The sequence below is a fragment of the Paenibacillus sp. NAIST15-1 genome (assembly GCF_001894745.1).
In the GTDB taxonomy this organism is placed as follows: Bacteria; Bacillota; Bacilli; order Paenibacillales; family Paenibacillaceae; genus Paenibacillus_B; species Paenibacillus_B suaedae.
The window spans coordinates 243,185-264,241 of record NZ_BBYF01000006.1 but is presented as its reverse complement, the minus strand read 5'-3'; the positions used below and the strand labels follow the sequence as shown (position 1 = coordinate 264,241).

Sequence of the window (21,057 nt, the reverse complement as noted above, 5' to 3'; positions counted from 1 at the left end):
AAGAGCGGCTACGATATGCATTATGCGGAATTGGTGCTGCATTGGACAGGCGTTCCCTATGATGGCTCCGCATTCGATGCCCAGCTTGCTTCCTATGTGCTCAACCCTGATGATGCGGCACTGTCCCTTCAAGCGATTGCGGAGAAGTACGGCTTGTCGTCTAGCCCGACGGATGAAGAAGTGTACGGGAAGGGCGCCAAGTTCAAGGTTCCTGAACTTGAGACCGTTGCGCTGCACGCTGCTCGCAAGGGCAAGCTTGTACGCCAGCTGAAGCCTGTGATGGAGCAATTGCTCCAGGAGCAGGAAATGAACCGGCTTTATTTTGAACTGGAGCTTCCATTGTCTCGCGTTCTGGCACAGATGGAGAAGACCGGGATTCAAGTCGATACAGATGCGCTGAATCAATTAGGTACGCAGTTTACGGAACAAATTGAGACGACAATGAAGCGTATTTACGAGCTCGCGGGTACGGAGTTTAATGTTGGATCGCCGAAGCAGCTCGGTGAGATCCTATTCGATAAGCTCGGACTTCCAGTCATCAAGAAGACGAAGACCGGATATTCTACAGATGCGGAAGTATTGGAGAAGCTGGAGCCTTACCACGAGATCATTCCACTGATTCTGCATTACCGTCAAATGACGAAGCTCCAATCGACGTATATTGAAGGATTACTGAAGGAAGTGCGCAAGGAAACGGGCAATGTCCACACTTATTTCCGCCAGACCATTACTGCGACTGGACGCTTAAGCAGCCAATACCCGAACCTGCAGAATATTCCTGTTCGGCTTGAGGAAGGACGCAAGATTCGTCAGGCGTTTGTTCCTTCGGAGAAGGGATGGCATATCGTTGCTGCCGACTACTCTCAGATTGAGCTTCGTGTATTGGCTCATATCTCGGGAGACGAGAAGCTGAAGGAAGCTTTCCTGCATGACATGGACATTCATACGAAGACCGCGATGGACGTATTTGGTGTGTCTCCTGAGCAGGTTGACGCCAACATGCGCCGTTCGGCGAAGGCGGTTAACTTCGGGATTGTATACGGGATTAGTGATTACGGACTATCACAGAACTTGAATATTACGCGCAAGGAAGCAGCACAGTTTATCGAGCAGTATTTTGCTGTATTCCAAGGTGTTAAGCAGTATATGGAAGACATCGTGAAGCTCGCTCGCCAAGACGGCTATGTGAAGACAATGCTGGAGCGCAGACGGTACTTGAAGGATATTCATGCTTCTAATTTCAATCTGCGTTCATTCGCAGAGCGAACGGCGATGAATACTCCAATTCAAGGAACAGCCGCAGATATTATTAAGCTCGCTATGGTTCAGATGGATGCTCGTATGCGCGAAGCGGGACTGAAGAGCCGCATGCTGCTGCAAGTACACGATGAATTGGTATTCGAGGTTCCGGATGAAGAGATGGAGACGATGTTGAAGCTTGTTCCTGAAGTAATGGAATCGGCTATTGAGCTCTGTGTTCCGCTGCGAGCAGATGTAAACAGCGGCGAGAATTGGTATGAAGCGAAGTAGAACGTAAGCCAAGCGGTGAGCGAGGATGATGTAATAACCGCCAAGCCTACATGAGAGCGGCTTTTTCGGTATAATGAAAATATCAAGAGGTGATTGGACATGCCGGAATTGCCGGAAGTAGAAACAGTCAAACAAACATTGAATACATTGGTCGCTGGAAAGCGGATTGAGCGGGTAACGGTTACGCTGCCTCGTATTATCCAGCGGCCGTTAGAAATAGAGCAATTTTGTGATGCATTGAAGGGTCACACGATCGAACGGGTTGAACGCAGGGGCAAGTTCTTGCGGATCCTGCTGGATGGGCTTGTTCTTGTATCCCATCTGCGTATGGAAGGACGCTACGGCGTATATGCTGCTAATGAGCCAGTTGAGAAGCATACGCATGTTATTTTCCATTTCGATGACGGTACCGAGCTGCGTTATAAGGATGTCCGCCAATTCGGCACGATGCATCTATTCGCAGCAGGAGAGGAATGGGAGCAGCCTCCTCTTCATAAGCTGGGAGTAGAGCCCTTGTCTCCTGAATTTACTGTCGAACGCTTCGCAGAAGCGATGAGAAGACGGCGCAGCTTTATTAAGCCAGTCCTGCTGAACCAGCACATCGTAGTAGGAATCGGAAATATTTATGTGGATGAAGCTCTGTTCAGAGCAGGCATTCACCCGAATCGTGCGGCAGATGAGCTTACGGATGAAGAGTACGCGCTTCTGCATCGCGCGATTATTGATACCCTTAAGGAAGCGGTTGAAGCTGGCGGCTCCTCTATCAAGTCATATGTGAATGGCCAAGGGGAAATGGGGATGTTCCAGCATCAGCTGCAAATGTATGGACGTCAAGGGCAACCTTGTGTTCAATGCGGCAGTATCATTGAGAAGACAGTAGTTGGCGGTCGGGGTACCCATTACTGCCCGGTATGCCAGCATCGTTCTCAGTAATGGAATCTAAGTAAGCTGAAAAGTTGAATAAGCACTCTTATCCACTCTTGCCCATATGATATGGTAAATCGGGATTCCTGAGCTGTGAGTTGTACGTAGTCTGCACTTGCTCGGGAAGCCTAGCGGGAGGGAACGGTAGTTGCTTATTCATACAGTGTCTTTGTTCATCCTGGCTTTTGCATTGAGTCTGGATAGCTTCGGAGTAGGAATGACCTACGGATTGCGCCGGCTCCGCATCCCTTGGACTTCAATTGCTGTCATTGCGTGCTGCTCTGGGCTGGTCATTCTACTGTCGATGCAAGTGGGCAACTTGCTTATTCAGTATGTATCTCCTGCTGTAGCTCAGTGGATAGGTTCACTTATTCTTGTCGGGATTGGCTGTTGGGCTATCCTGCAGCTGCTTCGCTCATCGCACGATGAGGATTCTCGGTTGGATCAGATAGCAAGCAGTGAACATGCGGCAGCAGATCAGATGCATGTATCAGCAGTTGTTCAATCCTCTTCAGTTCCATCTATTCCGATGGGGGATGAGCCGCGGCAAGTGGTGCACATTCAATTGAAGAGTCTGGGCGTTGTCATTCAAATATTGAAGACTCCAAGCGCTGCGGACATGGATCGTTCAGGCACCATTAGTGCAGTAGAGGCTGCATGGCTTGGAGTCGCGTTGTCGTTGGATGCATTTGGAGCGGGTATAGGAGCTGCGTTGTTAGGCTATCCTGCACTCATGACCGCGATTGTTATCGCCTTATTCAGCGGCATATTTCTGCGATTCGGCATTCATATTGGGATTGCATTCGCAGGCGCGCGATGGATTGGGAAGCTGTCATTTGTGCCAGGCCTGATGCTAATTATAATGGGGATTATTAAGCTGCTGACGTAAGCGGCATTATTATAGAATGAGGTGAAGGCATGAACATCGGGTTAACCGGAGGCATCGCTTCCGGCAAGAGCACCGTCTCCCGATTACTAGTGGAGCGAGGCGCTCTGCTGGTTGATGCTGATAAGATTGCCAGGGAAGTCGTTCTCCCTGGCAGTCCCGTGTTGGAACAAATTGCGGTGCATTTCGGATCGGACATGCTGCTTGCGGACGGAACGCTCAATCGGAAGCGATTAGGGGAGGTTGTCTTTGCAGATGAGACAAGTCGCAAAGCGTTAGAAAGCATCACCCACCCGGCTATCCGGAAGGAAATCCAGCGTCAAATGCATCAATATGAGACGGACTATCCAGAACGTCTTGTTGTCGTTGATATTCCGCTCCTGTATGAGTCAGGTCTAAGCGAGATGTTCGATTCGATATTGGTAGTGTATGTTCCAAAAAGTGTTCAATTACAGCGTCTAATGGAACGGGACGGTTGGAGCGAGCGCGAAGCTGAACAGAGGCTGAATGCTCAGTGGAGTATGGAGAAAAAGCGAGAGCTGGCGGACATTATTATCGACAATAGCGGTTCGCTGGAAGATACGATCAAGCAGCTCGACCATTTCTGGTCGGAGAAAGGCTTGCCATGAATCGTATGATGAAAATGCTCCGCAAAAAGAGAGTGCTATTGCTGTTGTTTTTGGGCATGCTGTTCTTGTTGTTCGTTCAGTCGCAATGGCTGGGGAGATGGATGTACCCGATTGCATATGAAGACGAGATCCGCAAATATGCAGCTCAATATGATGTAGATCCTCTGCTTGTGGCTGCTATCATTCGAGTGGAGACGAACTTCCAAGCGGGGCGCGAATCTCGCAAGGGAGCGATTGGAGTCATGCAGCTGATGCCGGAAACGGCCACATGGGCGATGGAGCAGCTGAAGATGAATAATCGTTGGTCTTTGGACGAGTTGAAAAATACGGCCGACCCGAATATTCTTATTGGCACATGGTATCTAAAATCGCTGCATAAGCAATTCAATGAGAATTGGATAGCGGCGATCGCTGCTTACAACGCGGGTCCCGGCAATGTGAACAAATGGATTCGCAACAAAGTATGGGACGGCAGCTATGACACAGCCAAGCAGCAAATTCCATATGGGGAAACAAAGTTGTACGTACAGCGTGTTATCCATTATTATGATAAGTATAAAAACATCTATCCGAAAATGAAGTAGAATGAAGAAGAAGCATCGGACAAGCCGATACCGTTATCGCGCATGATGTCCGACGCTTCTTCCGTCATTATTTGTATTGACCTGCAAGAGATTGTTCAGCGATTTGGACAAGGCGCTTCGTGATGTAACCCCCGATAGAACCCGTGTCACGAGTTGCCATGTTGCCATAGTATCCGTCAGATGGGATGGCAATGCCCAACTCTTGTGCGATCTCGAACTTCATTTGTTCAAGAGCTGCAGTCGCTTGAGGTACTACCAAGTTGTTGCTGGAACGATTGTTTTGGCTCATTTGATTCACCTCCTTGCGGTTGGTAATTGTATTGTGTGCATTCTTTCAAAGATCATTACAGGTAACCACTGGTAACTTTTTAAAAAGTGAATTGTGATAACATCAAGAGTAGAACGGAGGAACGAAAATGAAGTGTCCTTATTGTGACCACTTAGGAACAAAGGTACTTGATTCTCGTCCAGCGAACGACAATAAGTCTATTCGCCGCAGGCGGGAGTGCGAGCTGTGCAGCAGACGCTTTACTACATTCGAGATGGTGGAGGAGACTCCGCTCATCGTTATTAAGAAGGATGGAAGCAGGGAAGAGTTCAGTAGGGATAAGATGCTGCGCGGACTTATTCGTGCCTGTGAGAAGCGTCCCGTATCTGTGGAACGGCTGGAGATGATTGCTTCGGAGGTCGAGAAGCAGCTGCGCGATACCGCCCATGCGGAGGTAGACAGCCGTGTCATCGGTGATTTCGTCATGGAGCAGCTCTATCCAGTAGATGAAGTTGCTTATGTGCGGTTCGCATCGGTCTATCGTCAGTTCAAGGATATCAGCATGTTTATGAAGGAACTGAATCATCTTCTGTCGAAGAACGCCCTTGGCGAACACCCAGATAAATAGTTTAAACAAGCTCGGAAAACCCCTCAAGCAGTAAACTGTTTGAGGGGTTCTTTGTATTTTATCGAGCAATCAAGTGTGGATTGATGGATAGGTGCAGATCTACATTGCAGACGATTTTCCATCGTAGCGGGCATTTTCCCCGATTTGAGGAGCCGGAGCGTTATCTCGAATTGTTCGTGAGTTTTTCGTGCAAATAAAAACTCCCTCAAACATTTGAGGGAGAATAGACGTTAAAAAATAATTCTTCTACGGGTGTCAAGCAGCACGATAGCAAGGAGATCGAAGAGCACCAACGGCAAGATGAAAGGGAAAAATGAAGTGTGTACTTTTCCCGCATGCTTTACGGAGTTGACCTTTAAGTACACTCTCTTTTTATCTACTTTCACGATGGTGCCTGTATATACGTTACCGTTTTTGGCCTTTATCTTAACGAATTTTTTCAAGTACTTTACACTTTTGGAGTAATGAGGGGATAACGTCTTAGACGTGATCTTCTTAGGCGTGATTTTTTTAGGCATAGAAAGACCTCCTTTTCGCATAATAGCGGAACACACAATGTGCTTAGATATGTTATGCAGGATGTACGAAAAGGGTGTCATAATGTGTCACAATTGTCCCTGATACCATTGTACGAACCCAAGTTTCCAGGATACGTAGTAGCATAACGCGATTCCGCCTAGCAGAAGGACGAGTAAGACCCAATCCTTCCATGTAACTCGAAGCCTCACATAATAAGCTCTTCCACGTCGGCCTGTGAATCCTTTCGATATCATGGCGGCAGCTACACGCTCCGACTTGCGGATAGCTGAAGCGAGCAGTGGAATTGCATAACGCTTCCATGCCCGCAGCTTGCTCTTCCAGCCGTGCTCCCGTTCTATGCCTCGCATGCGGTGCGCATCCTGTATGATGCGCAGTTCTTCCTTGAAGAAGGGGAGGAAGCGATAGCCTGCCAGAATGCCGTATGCCCATTTGGGCGGCAGCTTGCACTGCTGCATCAGGCTCAGCATGAATCGCCCAGGATCTGTCGTCAAGATGAAGATGAGCGACAAGGCGGAGAAGATAAGCACTCTTAGTCCGAGTGAGATTGCCTGCTGGAATGTGGCCTCTTTAATGATGAACGACCCCCACTGCCATAGAATGGCACTTGAAGCGGGATCGGCAGAACGCGGGAAGACGAGGGCCGTCCACACGTAGCCGATGCCCATAATGAGGAAGGGGCAGAAGCTAAGCAGCCATTTACGCCATGATATGTTCCCCAATAGGAATGTAAATAGAACGATGTAGACAAGGGCTGCAAGCGGTGTAACCGGATCGAACGTCAACGACAGCATTATAACCGCTATAATGATCGCAAGCCCCTTAATGCTTGGATTCCAATCACGGAGTATCAGGATGATCTCCTCCTTCGATACCTGACGTCTGTGCAAGTAGGCGAGATGCCACCGCGAAGTTCATCGGCATACGCAGATGACACTTCTCCACGAGCTCAGGGTGCTCCCTCCACAGCTTGGAAGGGCTGCCGTCAAACCGTATGCAACCTTCATCTAGCACAATAATTCGGTCGGCATAGGTCTGAACCCACTCCATATCATGCGTGATCATCAGGACAGTAGCGCCTGCTTGGGTTCGTGCTTGCAGGGTGTCCATCAGCTGCTTGGATGTATAAGCGTCTTGTCCATATGTCGGCTCATCGCATAACAATAGCTGTTGGCTGTCGGTAAGAACGGAAGCGACACTGAGTCTTCGCTTCTCTCCTTGGCTGATGGAGAAGGGATTGGCATTGGCAACCTTGTTCAAGCGGAAGCGTGTCAAGGCTTCTCCGACATGCTGCTGTACTTCTTCTTCGCTCAGAAGCTGCAAGCGCATCCCGAATGCAAGTTCATCGAACACGGTATCAGTAATGAACTGATGCTCTGGATTCTGGAATACATATCCGATGAAGGCTCTCAGCTCCCGCTCTGCATATCGATGAAGAGGCATGCCATTCAGAATGATTTGACCTTCATCCGGCTGTGTCAATCCAGACAAGAGGGAGGCGAGGGTAGACTTCCCAGCTCCGTTTGGGCCGACAAGTGCTACCCATTCCCCTGCATGCAGAGTAAGGGACACGTGATCAAGGATTACTCTTCCTTTACGCCGATAGACAAGGTCGTGCGCTTGCAGGACTTCCTCAGGCTTTCGTGGGGAATCGTTCGATTGAGCTGATGTTAGGATGCGCATCACATCCTGCTGTGCTAATTTAGGGAGCGACAGCAGCAGGTTCAGCAGATCCTCGTCGGTTAGTGCGGGTTCTGCGGACTCGAGACGCTGATGAACGGACTGCTCATCATAATTGCTGAAATCGAAAATGTTACTACTATCGTCATCGTTGCTGCTATCGCTACTGTTGCTGCGATTAAACCACTCACGGATGAATTGCTGCAGTTCCAGCGCTTGCGGAAGCCAGATACCGCGTGACTTGGCTTCAGCTGCATGATGCTTGAAGTAGGAGACAGGAAGACCGTCAAAGACGAGGGCTCCAGCCTCATCCATCACGAGCAGGCGATCCGTCATGCCGATCCAATCGTCCAATTGATGCTCAATGATAAGCAGAGTCATCCCTTCCTTGCGTGCCAGTTCTGAAATGAGTACAGCAAATTGATGTCTTGTATACGGATCGAGATTCGATGTAGGCTCATCCAACACAAGCATGTGCACGCGAAGGGCTAGAGCGCAGGCAAGAGCCAGCTTCTGTTTCATGCCTCCTGACAGCTCGTGGATATACGCATGTCGCCATCCGAGCAATCCTACCTTTTCTAATACCTCTTGAATCATGGATTCCATCTCAGTTCGAGGGCAATCCCGATTTTCTAGGCAAAAGGCTATTTCTTCTTCTACACGCAGCATACAGAACTGACTTTCGAAATCTTGAAATACAATTCCGATATGCTGGGCCGCTTCACCGGAATCGTACTGTTCGATTGGCTTGCCATACAGATGGACACTGCCTTCAACGAGACTGTCTATTGCATGTGGATACAGCCCGGTAAGGCAAAAGGCTAGCGAGCTCTTGCCGCAGCCGCTTGGGCCTAGCAGCAGAACGGTTTCCCCCTCATGCAGGGTGACATTGATGTTGGATAAGACGGGCTCGGCTTCGATCTCGAAGGCGAGTGTCAGATCAGTGGCTTCCAGTGCAATAAGAGCTCCATGCTCGGCGTCACGTTGTAAGGTCGATTGTGCTGGGTGATTGGGAATGAGAAGCGCTGGGCTTGCCATGTTATCGTTGCCCCTTTGCAATTGGGAAGCTTCTCAGAACTCCTGTATTGGCCAAGGCGTCCGCAATCCATTTGCCAAGCAGACCCGAGATGAGTGCGCCACTTATACAGCGAACGACGAACATCGCGATGATGAGACCAACAGAGTAGGCCGCATAACCGCTGCGGAAATACCCCCACGCGAAGCTGAATACAGCGGAGCCCACCCCAGCCAGCATGAGCACTTTGGTTGAATAATTCCGATATCTTGTAGCGGCAAATACGGCTTCGGCGCCTAAACCTTGGATAAGGGCGGACACAATCAAAATAGGTCCTACGGCGTTGCCGATTAATACCTCAACCAATCCAGCGACTGTCTCTGAAATGGCGGCAGCCCCCGGTTTGCGGATAATATAGGTGGCGATGATCGATACGATAAACCAAATGCCGAAGATGACTTCATATCCCATCGGCCCCATAAAGCCAACAAGCACATTGCCTATTTGCAAGAAGAGCAGATAAATGACGGCAAACACAACAGATAATGAACTGAGAACGACGATATCTCGTAATTTCCATTGGCTGTTTCGCGAATTCATGAACATTCCTCTTTTCTTAAAACGATGATCGGATGAGTCCGTTGGGTTTGTAGCTTGCATTTTTGAATTTCTTTTTCTTCAGCTGCTACCTTGTGGAAGGGCTGTTGGCTGACATCGTAGTTGTCATCACCACATGGGACTTGTCTGATTTTCTCGCCCGATTAAACGCGTTCTCAAGTGTAGCAAATACTCGCTGTGCATCTCCTTCTAAGCGGCTTGCATAATGAGCGCTCTCATCGAAAGTGCCTTCTTCCTTAGCAAGGCCAATGATCTCATAGATCGTATCCATGTAATCTGCTGTTCCGAGCGGGTAGAGAGCAAAATGAGCAGCGACCTTGAGAGGAATCGCTTGATATCGTTCCGCATTCATTCGAATTTCGTCCGTACTCATGAAGGCATCTCCTTGTGTGTCGCCCGGACAGCCAACAGAGAATGTAGCATTCAGCACAACATGTTCTCCACTTGCCGCGCTATGTAAATAGATAGACTGTACAACATCGAATACATGTTCACTGCGCCCACGAACCCAGGTGCTGACATCATCGGTATGGCACCATACCTTAGACATATCTGTGTCTCGCAACGCTCCTAAAATAAGTTCAACGAAGCGATCGCTCATCGGATAGATGGAAAAGCGACAACCAACGATGCGGCTCGTGCCGCAAGATAACTGACTCATAACTTATATCCTCCCAGACGAATCAAATTGTGGCCAGCAGACAACAAAAAAACTGCACCGTGAGTCGGTGCAGTTACGCTTGAGGATACAAGGGTATGACATGGCTTCATGCAATGACGAACATGACGAAGCCGCAGCTTATATCAATCAGTCGACTACACTTCCCCACGCTAGTATTATCTAGTTCGGGTTATAAGGGTTAACAGCGTTGCCGCTGTCTCTCAGCTTGTTACAGCACCCCTAGTGTTCGAATTCACTATGCAATTGTTCCATTGTTCATATGCGTGACAGCTTTCATTATACACGGGATGATCCGTTTGTAAAGGGACTCTAGTCCTCCGTAATAGTCAACGTGATTTGAAACAAGGTATGGTAACACTGATCCTGCGTTAATTCAATCGTGCCATCATGGAGCGTTATGATTTTTTTGCAAATGGCGAGACCTAATCCTGTACTGTCTTTAATCGGGCCGTCGCCACGGATGAATTCTTCGAAAATATGTTCCTTGATCGGCTCCTGAACGCCAATTCCGTCGTCTCCGATCCACAGTATAACGTTTCCTTCTTGTCGTGCACATGAGACATAGAGCACCGTTCCCGCTGGATTATATCGCAGTGTATTGCTAATTAAGTTAGTGATGACGCGACTCATATGAATCTTGTCCATCTTGACATAGAGCGGCTCTTCCGGGATATGTGCATCAAGCTCAAATCCCTTCTCTTCTATTTCCGGATAAAATTCCACCACGAGCTGCTGGAACCATTTCGTAACGTTCACTTTCTCTTTGCTCAATTCCGTATGCTTGTCATCCAGCTTCGCCAGTTCAAATAGGTCTTTAATCAAATTGGCCATATAAGCTGACTTATCGTAAATGTATTGAATATATTTTCGGGTATCCTTGTCTTCCAATGCCTGATTGTCCAACAGAAGCTGCGAATAACCGTAAATCGAAGTAATCGGCGTCTTCAAATCATGCGATAGATGAAGCAGCATGTTTCGCTTATTGTTCTCGGCAGCTTCCTTCTCGGCAGAAGTGCGCTGCAAACGTTCAGCCATGCCGTTAAACGCATCTTGTATTTCCGCGAATTCCTGTTCGGCTGAGTAATGAAGCCGCTTCGTGTAATTGAAGTGCTCCATCTCTTTGATGCCTTCTAAGATTTGCCGCAGCGGCTTTTTCACTTGTCTAACCGAATAGCGGGCGTAAAAGTAAAGCAGGATAAACAATAAAATAGCTAATAGTGCAGCAAAGATCGTTGTCGCAGTTGATAATTTCAACAAGCGTTCAGGAATTTTCCACAACAATACATAAGATTCGCCGTTCGGCCCTTTTGCTTGATAAGCATGATAGGAGATTGCATCATCGTTTCGCTCTACATCCATTTTGGCATACATTTGACCTTCTTCGTAATGCTTGATGTCGTCCTCTTTGTTTCCTTTGACAAAAATGATCTCGCCTGACTCATTCACGATTTCGAACCAGCCGCCGTACTTGTCCAGCAAATGCTCACTGATGTTATGGAAAGGGTATCGATAAATATCCGTTCCATTAATTTGAGCAACGACCAGTTCATCTATATATCGTCTCATAAATAGGTTCGTGCTAAGGAGAGATACAATGATCGCTGCGATCATTAGGACGCAGATCACTGCATAATTTCGAAAAAATACCCGTTTTAAGGGACGTCGACCGGAGAGATTATTTGCTTTTTTCAAAACGGTAGCCTAACCCCCTAATTGTAATGAGATGGACAGGCTTTCTCGGGTTATCCTCAATTTTTTCACGGATTTTGCTTATGTACACCATAATTAAATTTTCGTCTCCGATGTATTCCTCGCCCCATACTTGCTCGTAAATATGGGCTTTGGTTAATACTCTGCCAGCCTCTCTCATAAGGAGCTCCAAAATCTTGAACTCGTATGATGTCAGTTCTTTTTGGATACCGGACTTGAACAGTTGGCAGCTCCTTATATTCAGCCTCACATCTCCGATTTCGATAAATTCCTGCTCCTGGTTATCCACCTTGGCAAAGGAGTCGATTCGCCTAAACAGCGCTTGCACGCGGCTGACGACTTCCAGCGGATTGAAGGGCTTGCCCACATAATCGTCCGCCCCGAGCTGCAAGCCATATATTTTGTCCATATCGTCAGACTTGGCGGAAATAAAGAGGAACGGAATTTGCGAATTGTGCCGCGTCCTTTTGAGCAATTCCAAGCCATCCATGTGCGGCATCATAATATCGGCTATGACCAAATCGATGGGGTTACCCTGCAAGATGGTCATAGCTTCGACACCGTTTCCAGCTGTAATCGTAGCATAGCCGTGGTTGGTCAAATAAATGGTCAGCAGTTCCCGAATTTCGGCTTCATCATCAATGACAAGTATGGTTTTCATTTGTTGTTTCACCTCTATGTATGCAACAATAACTCCCGATCAACTTGCGGATTAGCGCAGATCGATCGGGAGTTGTGCTGGATTAGAATAAATTGTCGGCAAACTTAGACAACATAGCTGCAGCTTCTTGCTTCAGCATCGGCTGCTTGGATCGGTAGTCGAACGCCCCGTCTTTTCCTTGGACAATTTCAGGGCCAAATAATTGCTTGGCTATGACGAACTGAACGCCTTCCAGCGCCCAGGAATCGGTGTGATCCTGGAGGGAAACTTTTTTCGGCGTTGTTCTTAAATGTTCGACTGCCATACGCCATATAATAGTTGCTGCTTCTTGGCGCGTCAACAATTCCTGCGGATGAAATTTGCCGTTCTCTGGCCTCTGAATGACGCCAAACTCATACGCGGCTTGTATTTCTTTAGCAAACGCACTGTCGGATATATCTATAAAAGCAGGCTTGCTCTTGGATGGAGATACCCCGGCCCATCGAATAAACCAACCGATAAACTGTTCCCGGGTAATTGCTTGTGCAGGCTGAAAGCGGTTGTCTCCGCTTCTGTCATCAATGACTTTCAATTGGCGCAAGTGATAGATATACGGAGCATACGGATGGTCGTCACTAACATCCAGATAATGCTGCGGCGCTGCTAATTTTTCGGTCCAACTATCTGATTTCAGGTCGTAATAAAATGCCTTTACCTCGCCGCTGTCATTTAATGTGAATGCAGCTTTTACGCCTTGTTCATCTTGGAAAAGCAGGGGCTCGATTTCACGGAGCACATGCTCTCCTAGCGGATCTTTCACGATAAGCTTGCCATCCTTGGCATGAACGCGAGAGGTCCACATCCGATTCCGCAAGTCGCTGTACACGCCCTCAAATTTTTCCAACGATTGTTTCGCTTGCTCATTAGGAACCTGGGCGCCTTCTTTCTTCGGGTAATAATGATCCATAAATGCTGCCAACAATTCCTTACGGAACTCAACATCCTTATTAACAGTGACGAAAAAGCCGACCTTTTCATTAGGAATCAACCACATATTGCTGTGATACCCGGCCATATCCCCGGCTTTTTCAATCATATATTGTCCGTTGTATAGCTGCTGATTGGCGTATTCAAAGCCGTATGCCATGTTCGGCAGCTTCTCATGTATGGCAAGCTGAGGCTTATGCATTTCCGCTGCTGTTTCTTTCTTAAGAATCGTTGCATCTCCCAGCTTGCCGCCGTTAAGATGGGCGAGCATGAAGTTGGCCATATCAGCGCCTGTAGAAAGCATGCCGCCGCCTGGAAGTTCTGTCGGAACGGTTGCGTAGGTAGGAATTGCTTCTCCCATCACGTTATAGGGAACGGCCAGGTGCTTCGTGATGTCCGAGGTTAAGCGGAAATCGCTGTTTGTCATACCTAGCGGTTTAAAAATATGCTCCTGCACGTATGCGCCAAATGGCTGTTTGCTCACTTGCTCTACGATGTAACCTTGAATCGTAAAGCCTAGATTGTCATAGCGATAGTACTCGCCAGGCTTGCGGATCACCGTAGGCGTATTGTCCGATACATATTGCTTGATAGATACTTCTCGAGTTAAATCGTCCGTAGATAATTCGGAGCCGTCCCCGAATTCGAATCCGGTCGAATTCGTCATTAAATGCTTCGTGGTTAGGGGAGTGCCAGCCTTATTTGAGATATTAATATCTCCCAGGTATGCAGACACATCTTTGTTCAAATCGATTTTGCCCTGCTCTGCCAATTGCATCACGGCCGTAGCGGTGATCACCTTGGAAATTGAAGCAACGCGGAATACGGTTCGATTCGGATCGACTGGCAGCTTCTTATCCACATCTGCATAGCCGTAGCCTTTCTTCAACAGCACCTTGTCGCCCTTGACGACGACAAACGCAGCTCCTGCCAGGCTGTCCTTAATTTCTGGACGGCTAAAAAATTTATCGGCAAATTGCTCAACTTCTTTTGGGTCTTGTGGACCTATGTTTACGGATGCTGCCGCCGAAACTTTTGATAATGTACCCGTACCGCTCAGCATGCCGGTTACTACGATGAAGGTCAGTGCAATGGCCGTCACGCGCTTGGAAAACATATTCATTGTTTGCTCTCTCCTCTGTATCATTTTCGTACATCATCAGAATATAGGAGCAAACTTAATCCAGATTCTATGTAACCTTAATGTAAAGTGAAATTTTCGATGAACGACAGAATCTTAGGGGAGGGGACATGGGATGCAACAAAAAAACGGCATTCTCTGCCGTTTTGATCACATAATTGGTGGGTTCTGAGGGGTTCGAACCCTCGACCTGATGATTAATGGTTTTTTCATTCGATAAGGGCGAGAGAATAGGGGAAGTAAGCAAAATAAAAACCCTTAGTTTCAAGGGTTTCAGTTATGCCATCGCGGGAACCTCCTAGTACGGATATATTCCTGCGATGGCAATTAGGTTTACAATTATTAACTAACAGCTATTCTTGGATCGTGATGCTGACATTTGTATCGATTGCAGTAGGGATGTTAGCTGTAAAATGTACATTTTTATCATTTGCAGCTACGTTCCAGCCGGAAACTGAATTTCCAAATGCTTGTGCAATTTTGGTTGCTACTTCAGCAGGTGTCTCGGTTCCTGTGAGTGTGACATGAACAGGAAAGGATGCCGTTCCATTCGTAAATGTAATTAAGAGTGTTCCTTCTTTTTTTGCGCCTTCGGTAATTGTTAAAGTTGCGGCCTTCGTACCGCCTATAGAGGCAGCAACCCCTTCTGAGGTGATTGTACTGTTCATTTGTCCGATTCCTGTTGGCATCTCTTCTACTTTTGCGACAACAAGATCATTATTTGCAGCTGGTACTAGGGCCGTAAATTGGACGTTTGAGCCAATGGCGGCAACATCCCACCCGATAACTGAAGAACCAAATGCCGTAGCAATTTTCAGCGCTAGCTCATCAGCTGTTTCCGTGCCTGCTACGGGTACATTTACGGCAACAGGGGTTAACCCATCTGTAAATTCTGCATGAATCGAACCGGGAGCCTTTGCTCCGTTAGGAATTTCTAATGTTGCAACTTGTGCAGCAGAAGCAGCTGGATTATTTAAGGTGGTAATCGTGCTATCCACCATTCCTATTCCAGTGCGATCCCCCGATAGTCTTGCGACAGCCTTCAGATTATTCTCGGCAGGAGCATTGGCTGTAAATAATACACGCGCGTAGTCTGTAGATACGGACCAGCCCGGAATAGAGTTCCCGAACGCGGCAGCAATTTTCTCCGCTAGTTGAGCACCTGTTTCCGGATAGTCCAGCAATGTCGTTTTTATAGTTACTGTGGAAATGCCATCAGTAAATTTAACGCCAATCGGGCCATCATTAGTTTCGCCTCCAGGAAGCTGCAATGTCACAACTTGAGCTGTGTTGGAGCTAATATGACCTGGTACAGTAATTGTACTTATCGGAGCCCCTACTCCCGAAGCCTCTAAAATATATACTGCAACGTTGTCATTTTTCGTCGCAGGCGCTTGAGCGGTGAAGAGGACGTCCGAACCATTAGCCGTTACAGTCCAGCCCGGAATAGAGTTTCCGTAAGCTGCGGCAATTTTTGCAGCCACCTCATCTGCGGTTTCTGTTCCTGCTAAGTCGATTCTTACACGATTGGACGTTGTACCATCTGTGAAATCAGCATAAATTGAATCCTGTACTTTAGCACCGTTAGTTATTGATAATGTCGCTACTTGTGTAGCACCTGCAGAGGCAGCTGGATTGCCCAAGGTGGTAATCGTGCTATCTGGCATTCCTACTCCAGTATGATCCCCCGATAGTCTTGCGACAGCCTTCGGATTATTCTCGGCAGGAGCATTGGCTGTAAATAATACACGTGTATAGTCTGTAGATACGATCCAGCCCGGAATAGAGTTTCCGAACGCCGCAGCAATTTTCTCCGCTAGCTGAGCACCTGTTTCCGGATAGTCCAGCAATGTCGTCTTTATAGTTACTGTGGAAATGCCGTCAGTAAATTTAACGGCAATCGGACCATCTTGATGCTCACTTCCAGGAAGCTGTAATGTCACAACTTGAGCTGTGTTGGAGCTAATATCTCCCGGTACAGTGATTGTACTCATCGGAGCTCCTACTCCCGAAGCTTCTAAAATATATACTGCAACGTTGTCATTATTCGTTGCCGGTGCTTGAGCGGTAAAGAGGACATCCGAACCATTAGCCATTACAGTCCAGCCCGAAATAGAGTTTCCGTAAGCTGCGGCAATTTTTGCAGCTACCTCATCGGCAGTTTCTGTTCCAGCTAAGTAGATATCTACTTGAACAGGAGTTGTCCCATCTGTGAATCTTACATAAAATGAACCTTTTGCCTTAGCGCCGTTAGATATAGATAATGTCGCTACCTGAGCAGTGCCTGAAATAGCTTCAGCGCCCGGTGTCGTAATCTTACTCGAAAGAATACCTATGCCTGTCCCTAGACCTTCTACATTAGCTGCAACACTCGAATTATTCGTTGCAGGGGCATCAGCTGTAAAGATTACATCCGCACCTTTGGCTGTTACATTCCATCCTTTAATTGCAGAACCAAATGCCGCAGCAATTTCTGTAGCTATATGAGTCGCAGTCTCTGTTCCGTTCAGTACAACATTAACAGCCACAGGAGATGTACCATCCGTAAACGTAGCGCGGAGCATACCCGCTGATGCCGCATCATTCGTAATTGTTAGCGTTGCGACTTGAGATACTCCCGCTGCAATATAATTTTCCAAAGAAGTCGTATACGTCACGCCTGTAACACTAGGCAGCCCTGGATCTGGTTTTGGATCTGGTTTAGGTTCTGGTTTTGGCTCCGGTTTCTGTTCTGGTTCTGGTATAGGGTCAGGTTTGGGAGTCGGATCCGGTATTGTTTCTGGTTTTGATTCAGATTTAGAATCGGAGTTGGACCCGTATGTATATATTACTTCTACCTCTTTTTTTGATTTGGATTGAGAAATGTTGCTCGCTTCGGTACTTGGTTTTTTAGATTCCGGGTTGGTCTCTGGCACAACTTTGCCGTTATTGTCCGGTATTTTTTCTAGGATAAGGCTTTTCGCTTTATCCAGCATCACAACTGCTTCAGCTCTTGTAATATAAGCTTTTGGTTTGAAGGTATGATCTGAATATCCTATAATGATCTTTTTGGATACTGCAGCGCCTACTTTGCCTTTGCTCCATAATGCGATTGATGAGGCATCATTAAATACATTGGCTGCCTGTTCATCGTCAGTCATCTTCAATAGTTTTGACACAATAACAGCCGCTTCTTGGCGGCTTAATGGTTTGGAGCTGCGTATAGAATTGTCTTCATAGCCGTATATATAATTTTCTTTTACTGCCTTTTGAACTTCTGTGTATTCCCAATTCGATTCTTTCATATCAATGAAACTTATGTCTGTTGTTTGACTGAATTGAAATGAACGGTTAATGAGAGCCATGAATTCTCCACGCGTAATGGTCTTATTCGGTTTAAAAGAACCATCTGGATATCCTTCAATCAGTTCTTGAGCATTCCAATTTCTTAATTGACTCTCCGCCCAATGTCCTACTATATCTGAATTAATGGTTTGACCATAGGCCACTCCGGCTGAGGCAAATAGTAAGCTTGTTGATAGAACGGAAATTAATAATTTACTTGATTTACTTCTGGACATCACTCGAAACCTCCACTTTGCTGTCTTTTTCTAGGATGCTCATGTAGGAGCTACCTTGCCAAATTTAGAAATACGAATGAAAATCCTATTTTGGTATTAAATAGTGATTGTTTTTGAGCCAAGCTGACAAGATAACCACTCCTTAAGACCTATATTTTATTACTTTCATTTTATCGGTTGTTTATCAGTTTTTTATTAGGAAAAGGATCATTTTTCTTTTCATGCTATATAGAACCAAATATTTTTTAAGATAAATAATTACTAAAATCGGTCAATATCTATTTTAATAGAAGGAATTGATGGTTATTATGATAGGGCCTAGAGGGATTTGAAATAAAACCCCAAAATATAGGAATATAGAGTTTTACACTTGTTTTAGATTTTGTTTATGAAAGTAAGTATCATTGTTTTTAACCTATTGATTCAATAATTTGATGGGTAATTAGTTGCAGGTGTTAAGTTCGAAGAGAATGTATGGGGATAGTGCGAATAACGAGATAAATCCGTATCTCAAATTATTTCGTGAGTTAAATGTGAGGTTATTATAAAACAAAGCTGCATTGGGAAGTAACGATCAGAACAACAAAAAACGGCATTCTCTGCCGTTTTGATCACATAATTGGTGGGTTCTGAGGGGTTCGAACCCTCGACCTGATGATTAAGAGTCAACTGCTCTACCAACTGAGCTAAGAACCCATATGATAACTGGGTTCAAGGGGGATTGCTGCATCCCGATTGAACGAAGCTGTTTAAGAAGTGCCTTGTTCCTTAACACCCCTTAAGTATAGACCTCTACAGGCGATTCGTAAAATAGAATTAAGGGGGTTATCCGTGGATATTCAAGGATATCCCCTTCTCTGCTAAGGGTGTAGTATGACTCTGTTAGGAATACTTCCATTTCCCGTATCATGCGATAAGGAGCAGGGATTTAGTTCTCTGCTCCTTACCGTAGATGTTTACATTTACGTGTTCAGATGTTTTTTCAGTTACCCAAATTGTTGAGGGCTGTATATTGAGTGACCACCCATGGTGACCATCTGCTGAACATTAGCTGCAAGGTTATCCATCTGCTACGTATTTGAAATTTAGGTGCGGCGCATATACGCGCGGACGGTGAGTGGGGCAAAGATGGCTACAATGACCATAGCGCACAGGAGAGTGAGGCCAAATTCAATGCCGATCGTGCCTTGATTGGCGAGCTCACGTACAGCACTTACTAAATGGGTGATTGGGTTGATATTAGCAAACCATTGAAGCCAATCTGGCATCGTATTGACCGGTACGTACGCATTAGAGAGAAAGGTGAGCGGGAACAGCACCATCATGGCAATCCCTTGTACGCTAGCTGCTGTACGAGCAATGACGCCGAAGAAGGCAAAAATCCAGCTGACTGCCCAGGAGCATGCAATGACAAGCAAGCCGGCGATTGCGACATAACCTAGGCCTCCGGCTGGGTGATAGCCCATTAAGTAGCCCATCACGAAGGTGAGTACGGTTGCAATGGCAAAGCGGATCGTATCTGCCAGAAGGGCTCCCGCCAAAGGCGCAATACGCGCGATCGGAAGTGACTTGAAGCGGTCGAATACGCCTTTATCCATATCTTCACGCAATTGGACACCAGTGGCGACGGCACTTGTAATGACCGTCTGAACAAGAATGCCGGGGATAATGATTGGTAAGTAATCATGTACATTTCCTGAGATTGCCCCGCCAAATATATAGGTGAACATGAGGGTAAACAAAATGGGCTGAATGGTTACATCGAACAATTGCTCGGGGGTACGCTTTATTTTGAGCAGCCCACGATAGGCCATTGTCATTGAATTACGTAGTGACTGACCGAAGCTGGCATAGTTTTTTAATTGCTGGTGGGGGCTCTTATTTACGGTTGCATTGCTCATACACGTGCCTCCTCTCTAACGTTCATGCGTTCGGTATTGTGGATCGCGTTCGTGTTCTCTATAGCACCCGACGAGCTGTTCCCAGTGATGGTTAGAAATACTTCGTCAAGTGTAGGTTTTTGTACACTGATTTCGGCAAGTCGAATTTCTTGGTTGCGAAAAGCGATCAACAGGTCTGTTACTTGGTCGGCGTCGGCCATCGGTGCAGTAATCGTTCCAGCTTCGGCGGTTACATTGGAGCGGACTTGAAGTACTTGCTCTACGATTGTACGCGCATCGGCGATATCTTTTTCATGTTGAAGCCTTAAATGCAGCGACGACGTTCCAACGGAAGCCTTAAGTTCATCCACGGTGCCTTCTGCGACAACTTGGCCGCGGTCGATAACCGCGATACGATCTGCCAACTGATCGGCTTCATCGAGGTATTGTGTGGTGAGGAGCACGGTTGAGCCTGTGTCGACCAAACGGCGAATCGTATCCCACATCTGTGAGCGCGTACGCGGATCCAGCCCTGTTGTCGGTTCATCCAAAAAGATGAGCGGGGGCTGAGCAATGAGGCTTGCAGCCAAATCAAGTCTGCGTCGCATGCCTCCGGAGAAGTTCTTGAGCGGCCGCTTGGCTGCCTCTGACAAGCCAAACTCCTCTAACAAGTCAGCAGCCTTGCGCCGCGCTTCCGCACGACCTAGACCGAGCAGCCGCGAGAAGATAATGAGGTTCTCGGTAGCGCTTAGGGACTCGTCAACCGATGCGTATTGTCCTGTGACCCCAATTAATTGACGGACGATATGGGATTCCTTCACGACATCGTGTCCGAAGATCCGTGCCTCGCCAGCATCCTGACGCAATAATGTAGCTAACATGCGAATCGTCGTTGTCTTCCCTGCTCCATTCGGACCCAGGACTCCGTATATCGAACCAGCACGAACGTTCAAGTCTACGCCATCGACAGCGCGATTGTCTCCGAATGTTTTGACGAGCCCACGGGCTTGAACAGCCCATTCACTGCTGCTCGAACCTGCTATGTTGAAATTATTGTTCATTTCCATTTCTCCTTACTTCAAGATGGAATGTTTGCACTCGTTTTTTAGTCTATTTGCATTGTAAAAGTAATTTACAGCCTGATAAACCTTCTGTGGA

The 21,057-nt window shown here is 47.0% G+C and carries 18 protein-coding genes, 2 tRNA genes and 1 riboswitch; of the genes, 6 read left to right on the top strand and 14 right to left on the bottom strand.

Features of this window, described 5'->3' with window-relative positions; translation table 11 throughout:
- The 5 genes from polA to PBN151_RS16250 form a co-directional block, all read left to right on the top strand.
- The coding region (gene polA, locus PBN151_RS16270; RefSeq protein WP_072729838.1) for a DNA polymerase I at positions 1-1,530 on the top strand (1,530 nt) is incomplete at its 5' end.
- A 99-nt stretch (positions 1,531-1,629) separates the two neighbouring features.
- Positions 1,630-2,463 carry a DNA-formamidopyrimidine glycosylase gene (gene mutM, locus PBN151_RS16265; RefSeq protein ID WP_072729815.1) on the top strand — a complete coding sequence of 278 codons (834 nt, stop codon included), beginning with the start codon at positions 1,630-1,632 and terminating at the stop codon, positions 2,461-2,463.
- Positions 2,464-2,602: 139 nt separating this feature from the next.
- Positions 2,603-3,343 carry an MntP/YtaF family protein gene (locus tag PBN151_RS16260; RefSeq protein ID WP_072729814.1) on the top strand — a complete coding sequence of 247 codons (741 nt, stop codon included), beginning with the start codon at positions 2,603-2,605 and terminating at the stop codon, positions 3,341-3,343.
- Between the two features lie 29 nt (positions 3,344-3,372).
- Positions 3,373-3,969, top strand: a complete 597-nt coding sequence (gene coaE, locus PBN151_RS16255) for a dephospho-CoA kinase (protein ID WP_072729813.1) — start codon at positions 3,373-3,375, stop codon at positions 3,967-3,969.
- Positions 3,966-4,553: a lytic transglycosylase domain-containing protein gene (locus tag PBN151_RS16250; RefSeq protein ID WP_021252112.1), complete on the top strand. Its 588-nt coding sequence runs from the start codon at positions 3,966-3,968 to the stop codon at positions 4,551-4,553. The genes coaE and PBN151_RS16250 overlap by 4 nt, the downstream gene beginning before the upstream one ends.
- Before the next feature lie 67 nt (positions 4,554-4,620).
- Here PBN151_RS16250 and PBN151_RS16245 read toward each other — a convergent pair whose 3' ends face one another.
- Positions 4,621-4,842 (bottom strand): alpha/beta-type small acid-soluble spore protein, encoded by a 222-nt coding sequence (locus PBN151_RS16245; RefSeq protein WP_021252111.1) that lies wholly within the window; start codon positions 4,840-4,842, stop codon positions 4,621-4,623.
- Between the two features lie 127 nt (positions 4,843-4,969).
- Here PBN151_RS16245 and nrdR point away from each other — a divergent pair, with 127 nt between their 5' ends.
- Positions 4,970-5,449 carry a transcriptional regulator NrdR gene (gene nrdR / locus PBN151_RS16240; RefSeq protein ID WP_005551582.1) on the top strand — a complete coding sequence of 160 codons (480 nt, stop codon included), beginning with the start codon at positions 4,970-4,972 and terminating at the stop codon, positions 5,447-5,449.
- A gap of 230 nt (positions 5,450-5,679) precedes the next feature.
- On the opposite strand, the gene PBN151_RS16235 is transcribed toward nrdR, so the two are convergent.
- The 13 genes from PBN151_RS16235 to PBN151_RS16165 all read right to left on the bottom strand — a co-directional run bounded on the left by PBN151_RS16235 (position 5,680) and on the right by PBN151_RS16165 (position 20,960).
- Positions 5,680-5,967, bottom strand: a complete 288-nt coding sequence (locus PBN151_RS16235; protein WP_072729812.1) for a hypothetical protein — start codon at positions 5,965-5,967, stop codon at positions 5,680-5,682.
- Between the two features lie 87 nt (positions 5,968-6,054).
- Positions 6,055-6,840 (bottom strand): energy-coupling factor transporter transmembrane component T family protein, encoded by a 786-nt coding sequence (locus PBN151_RS16230; protein WP_072729837.1) that lies wholly within the window; start codon positions 6,838-6,840, stop codon positions 6,055-6,057.
- Positions 6,827-8,704 (bottom strand): ABC transporter ATP-binding protein, encoded by a 1,878-nt coding sequence (locus PBN151_RS16225; RefSeq protein ID WP_072729811.1) that lies wholly within the window; start codon positions 8,702-8,704, stop codon positions 6,827-6,829. The genes PBN151_RS16230 and PBN151_RS16225 overlap by 14 nt, the downstream gene beginning before the upstream one ends.
- Before the next feature lies 1 nt (position 8,705).
- On the bottom strand, positions 8,706-9,281 hold the full coding sequence (locus tag PBN151_RS16220) for an ECF transporter S component (protein WP_072729810.1): 576 nt from the start codon (positions 9,279-9,281) through the stop codon (positions 8,706-8,708).
- A gap of 85 nt (positions 9,282-9,366) precedes the next feature.
- Entirely contained in the window at positions 9,367-9,960 is a 594-nt protein-coding gene (locus PBN151_RS16215; RefSeq protein WP_072729809.1) for a YkoF family thiamine/hydroxymethylpyrimidine-binding protein, read from the bottom strand.
- 145 nt (positions 9,961-10,105) lie between these two features.
- A riboswitch (TPP riboswitch) is annotated at positions 10,106-10,212 on the bottom strand.
- Positions 10,213-10,290: 78 nt separating this feature from the next.
- Positions 10,291-11,673: a HAMP domain-containing sensor histidine kinase gene (locus PBN151_RS16210; protein ID WP_072729808.1), complete on the bottom strand. Its 1,383-nt coding sequence runs from the start codon at positions 11,671-11,673 to the stop codon at positions 10,291-10,293.
- Positions 11,657-12,352, bottom strand: coding sequence for a response regulator transcription factor (locus PBN151_RS16205; protein WP_072729807.1), 696 nt, complete (start codon positions 12,350-12,352; stop codon positions 11,657-11,659). The genes PBN151_RS16210 and PBN151_RS16205 overlap by 17 nt, the downstream gene beginning before the upstream one ends.
- Positions 12,353-12,434: 82 nt before the next feature.
- Complete coding sequence (locus PBN151_RS16200) at positions 12,435-14,441, bottom strand: serine hydrolase domain-containing protein (RefSeq protein ID WP_072729806.1); 2,007 nt, start codon at positions 14,439-14,441, stop codon at positions 12,435-12,437.
- A 177-nt stretch (positions 14,442-14,618) separates the two neighbouring features.
- Positions 14,619-14,717, bottom strand: a tRNA-OTHER gene (locus tag PBN151_RS31350).
- 95 nt (positions 14,718-14,812) lie between these two features.
- On the bottom strand, positions 14,813-18,019 hold the full coding sequence (locus PBN151_RS30485; RefSeq protein WP_083545170.1) for an S-layer homology domain-containing protein: 3,207 nt from the start codon (positions 18,017-18,019) through the stop codon (positions 14,813-14,815).
- A gap of 620 nt (positions 18,020-18,639) precedes the next feature.
- Positions 18,640-18,715, bottom strand: a tRNA-Lys gene (locus PBN151_RS16175).
- Between the two features lie 389 nt (positions 18,716-19,104).
- Positions 19,105-19,920 carry an ABC transporter permease gene (locus PBN151_RS16170; protein ID WP_021252101.1) on the bottom strand — a complete coding sequence of 272 codons (816 nt, stop codon included), beginning with the start codon at positions 19,918-19,920 and terminating at the stop codon, positions 19,105-19,107.
- A complete protein-coding gene (locus PBN151_RS16165; protein WP_072729805.1) occupies positions 19,917-20,960 on the bottom strand; it encodes an ATP-binding cassette domain-containing protein in 1,044 nt (347 codons plus the stop codon). The genes PBN151_RS16170 and PBN151_RS16165 overlap by 4 nt, the downstream gene beginning before the upstream one ends.
- Between the last annotated feature and the right edge of the window lie 97 nt (positions 20,961-21,057).

Excerpts from the sequence above, each read along its gene's own strand:
- PBN151_RS16170 (WP_021252101.1), bottom strand. The coding sequence starts at position 19,920 with ATGAGCAATGCAACCGTAAATAAGAGCCCCCACCAGCAATTAAAAAAC.
- nrdR (WP_005551582.1), top strand. The coding sequence starts at position 4,970 with ATGAAGTGTCCTTATTGTGACCACTTAGGAACAAAGGTACTTGATTCT.
- PBN151_RS16200 (WP_072729806.1), bottom strand. The coding sequence starts at position 14,441 with ATGAATATGTTTTCCAAGCGCGTGACGGCCATTGCACTGACCTTCATC.
- PBN151_RS16220 (WP_072729810.1), bottom strand. The coding sequence starts at position 9,281 with ATGAATTCGCGAAACAGCCAATGGAAATTACGAGATATCGTCGTTCTC.
- coaE (WP_072729813.1), top strand. The coding sequence starts at position 3,373 with ATGAACATCGGGTTAACCGGAGGCATCGCTTCCGGCAAGAGCACCGTC.
- PBN151_RS16165 (WP_072729805.1), bottom strand. The coding sequence starts at position 20,960 with ATGAACAATAATTTCAACATAGCAGGTTCGAGCAGCAGTGAATGGGCT.
- PBN151_RS16250 (WP_021252112.1), top strand. The coding sequence starts at position 3,966 with ATGAATCGTATGATGAAAATGCTCCGCAAAAAGAGAGTGCTATTGCTG.
- PBN151_RS16225 (WP_072729811.1), bottom strand. The coding sequence starts at position 8,704 with ATGGCAAGCCCAGCGCTTCTCATTCCCAATCACCCAGCACAATCGACC.
- mutM (WP_072729815.1), top strand. The coding sequence starts at position 1,630 with ATGCCGGAATTGCCGGAAGTAGAAACAGTCAAACAAACATTGAATACA.
- PBN151_RS16245 (WP_021252111.1), bottom strand. The coding sequence starts at position 4,842 with ATGAGCCAAAACAATCGTTCCAGCAACAACTTGGTAGTACCTCAAGCG.
- PBN151_RS16235 (WP_072729812.1), bottom strand. The coding sequence starts at position 5,967 with ATGCCTAAAAAAATCACGCCTAAGAAGATCACGTCTAAGACGTTATCC.
- PBN151_RS30485 (WP_083545170.1), bottom strand. The coding sequence starts at position 18,019 with ATGTCCAGAAGTAAATCAAGTAAATTATTAATTTCCGTTCTATCAACA.
- PBN151_RS16205 (WP_072729807.1), bottom strand. The coding sequence starts at position 12,352 with ATGAAAACCATACTTGTCATTGATGATGAAGCCGAAATTCGGGAACTG.
- PBN151_RS16215 (WP_072729809.1), bottom strand. The coding sequence starts at position 9,960 with ATGAGTCAGTTATCTTGCGGCACGAGCCGCATCGTTGGTTGTCGCTTT.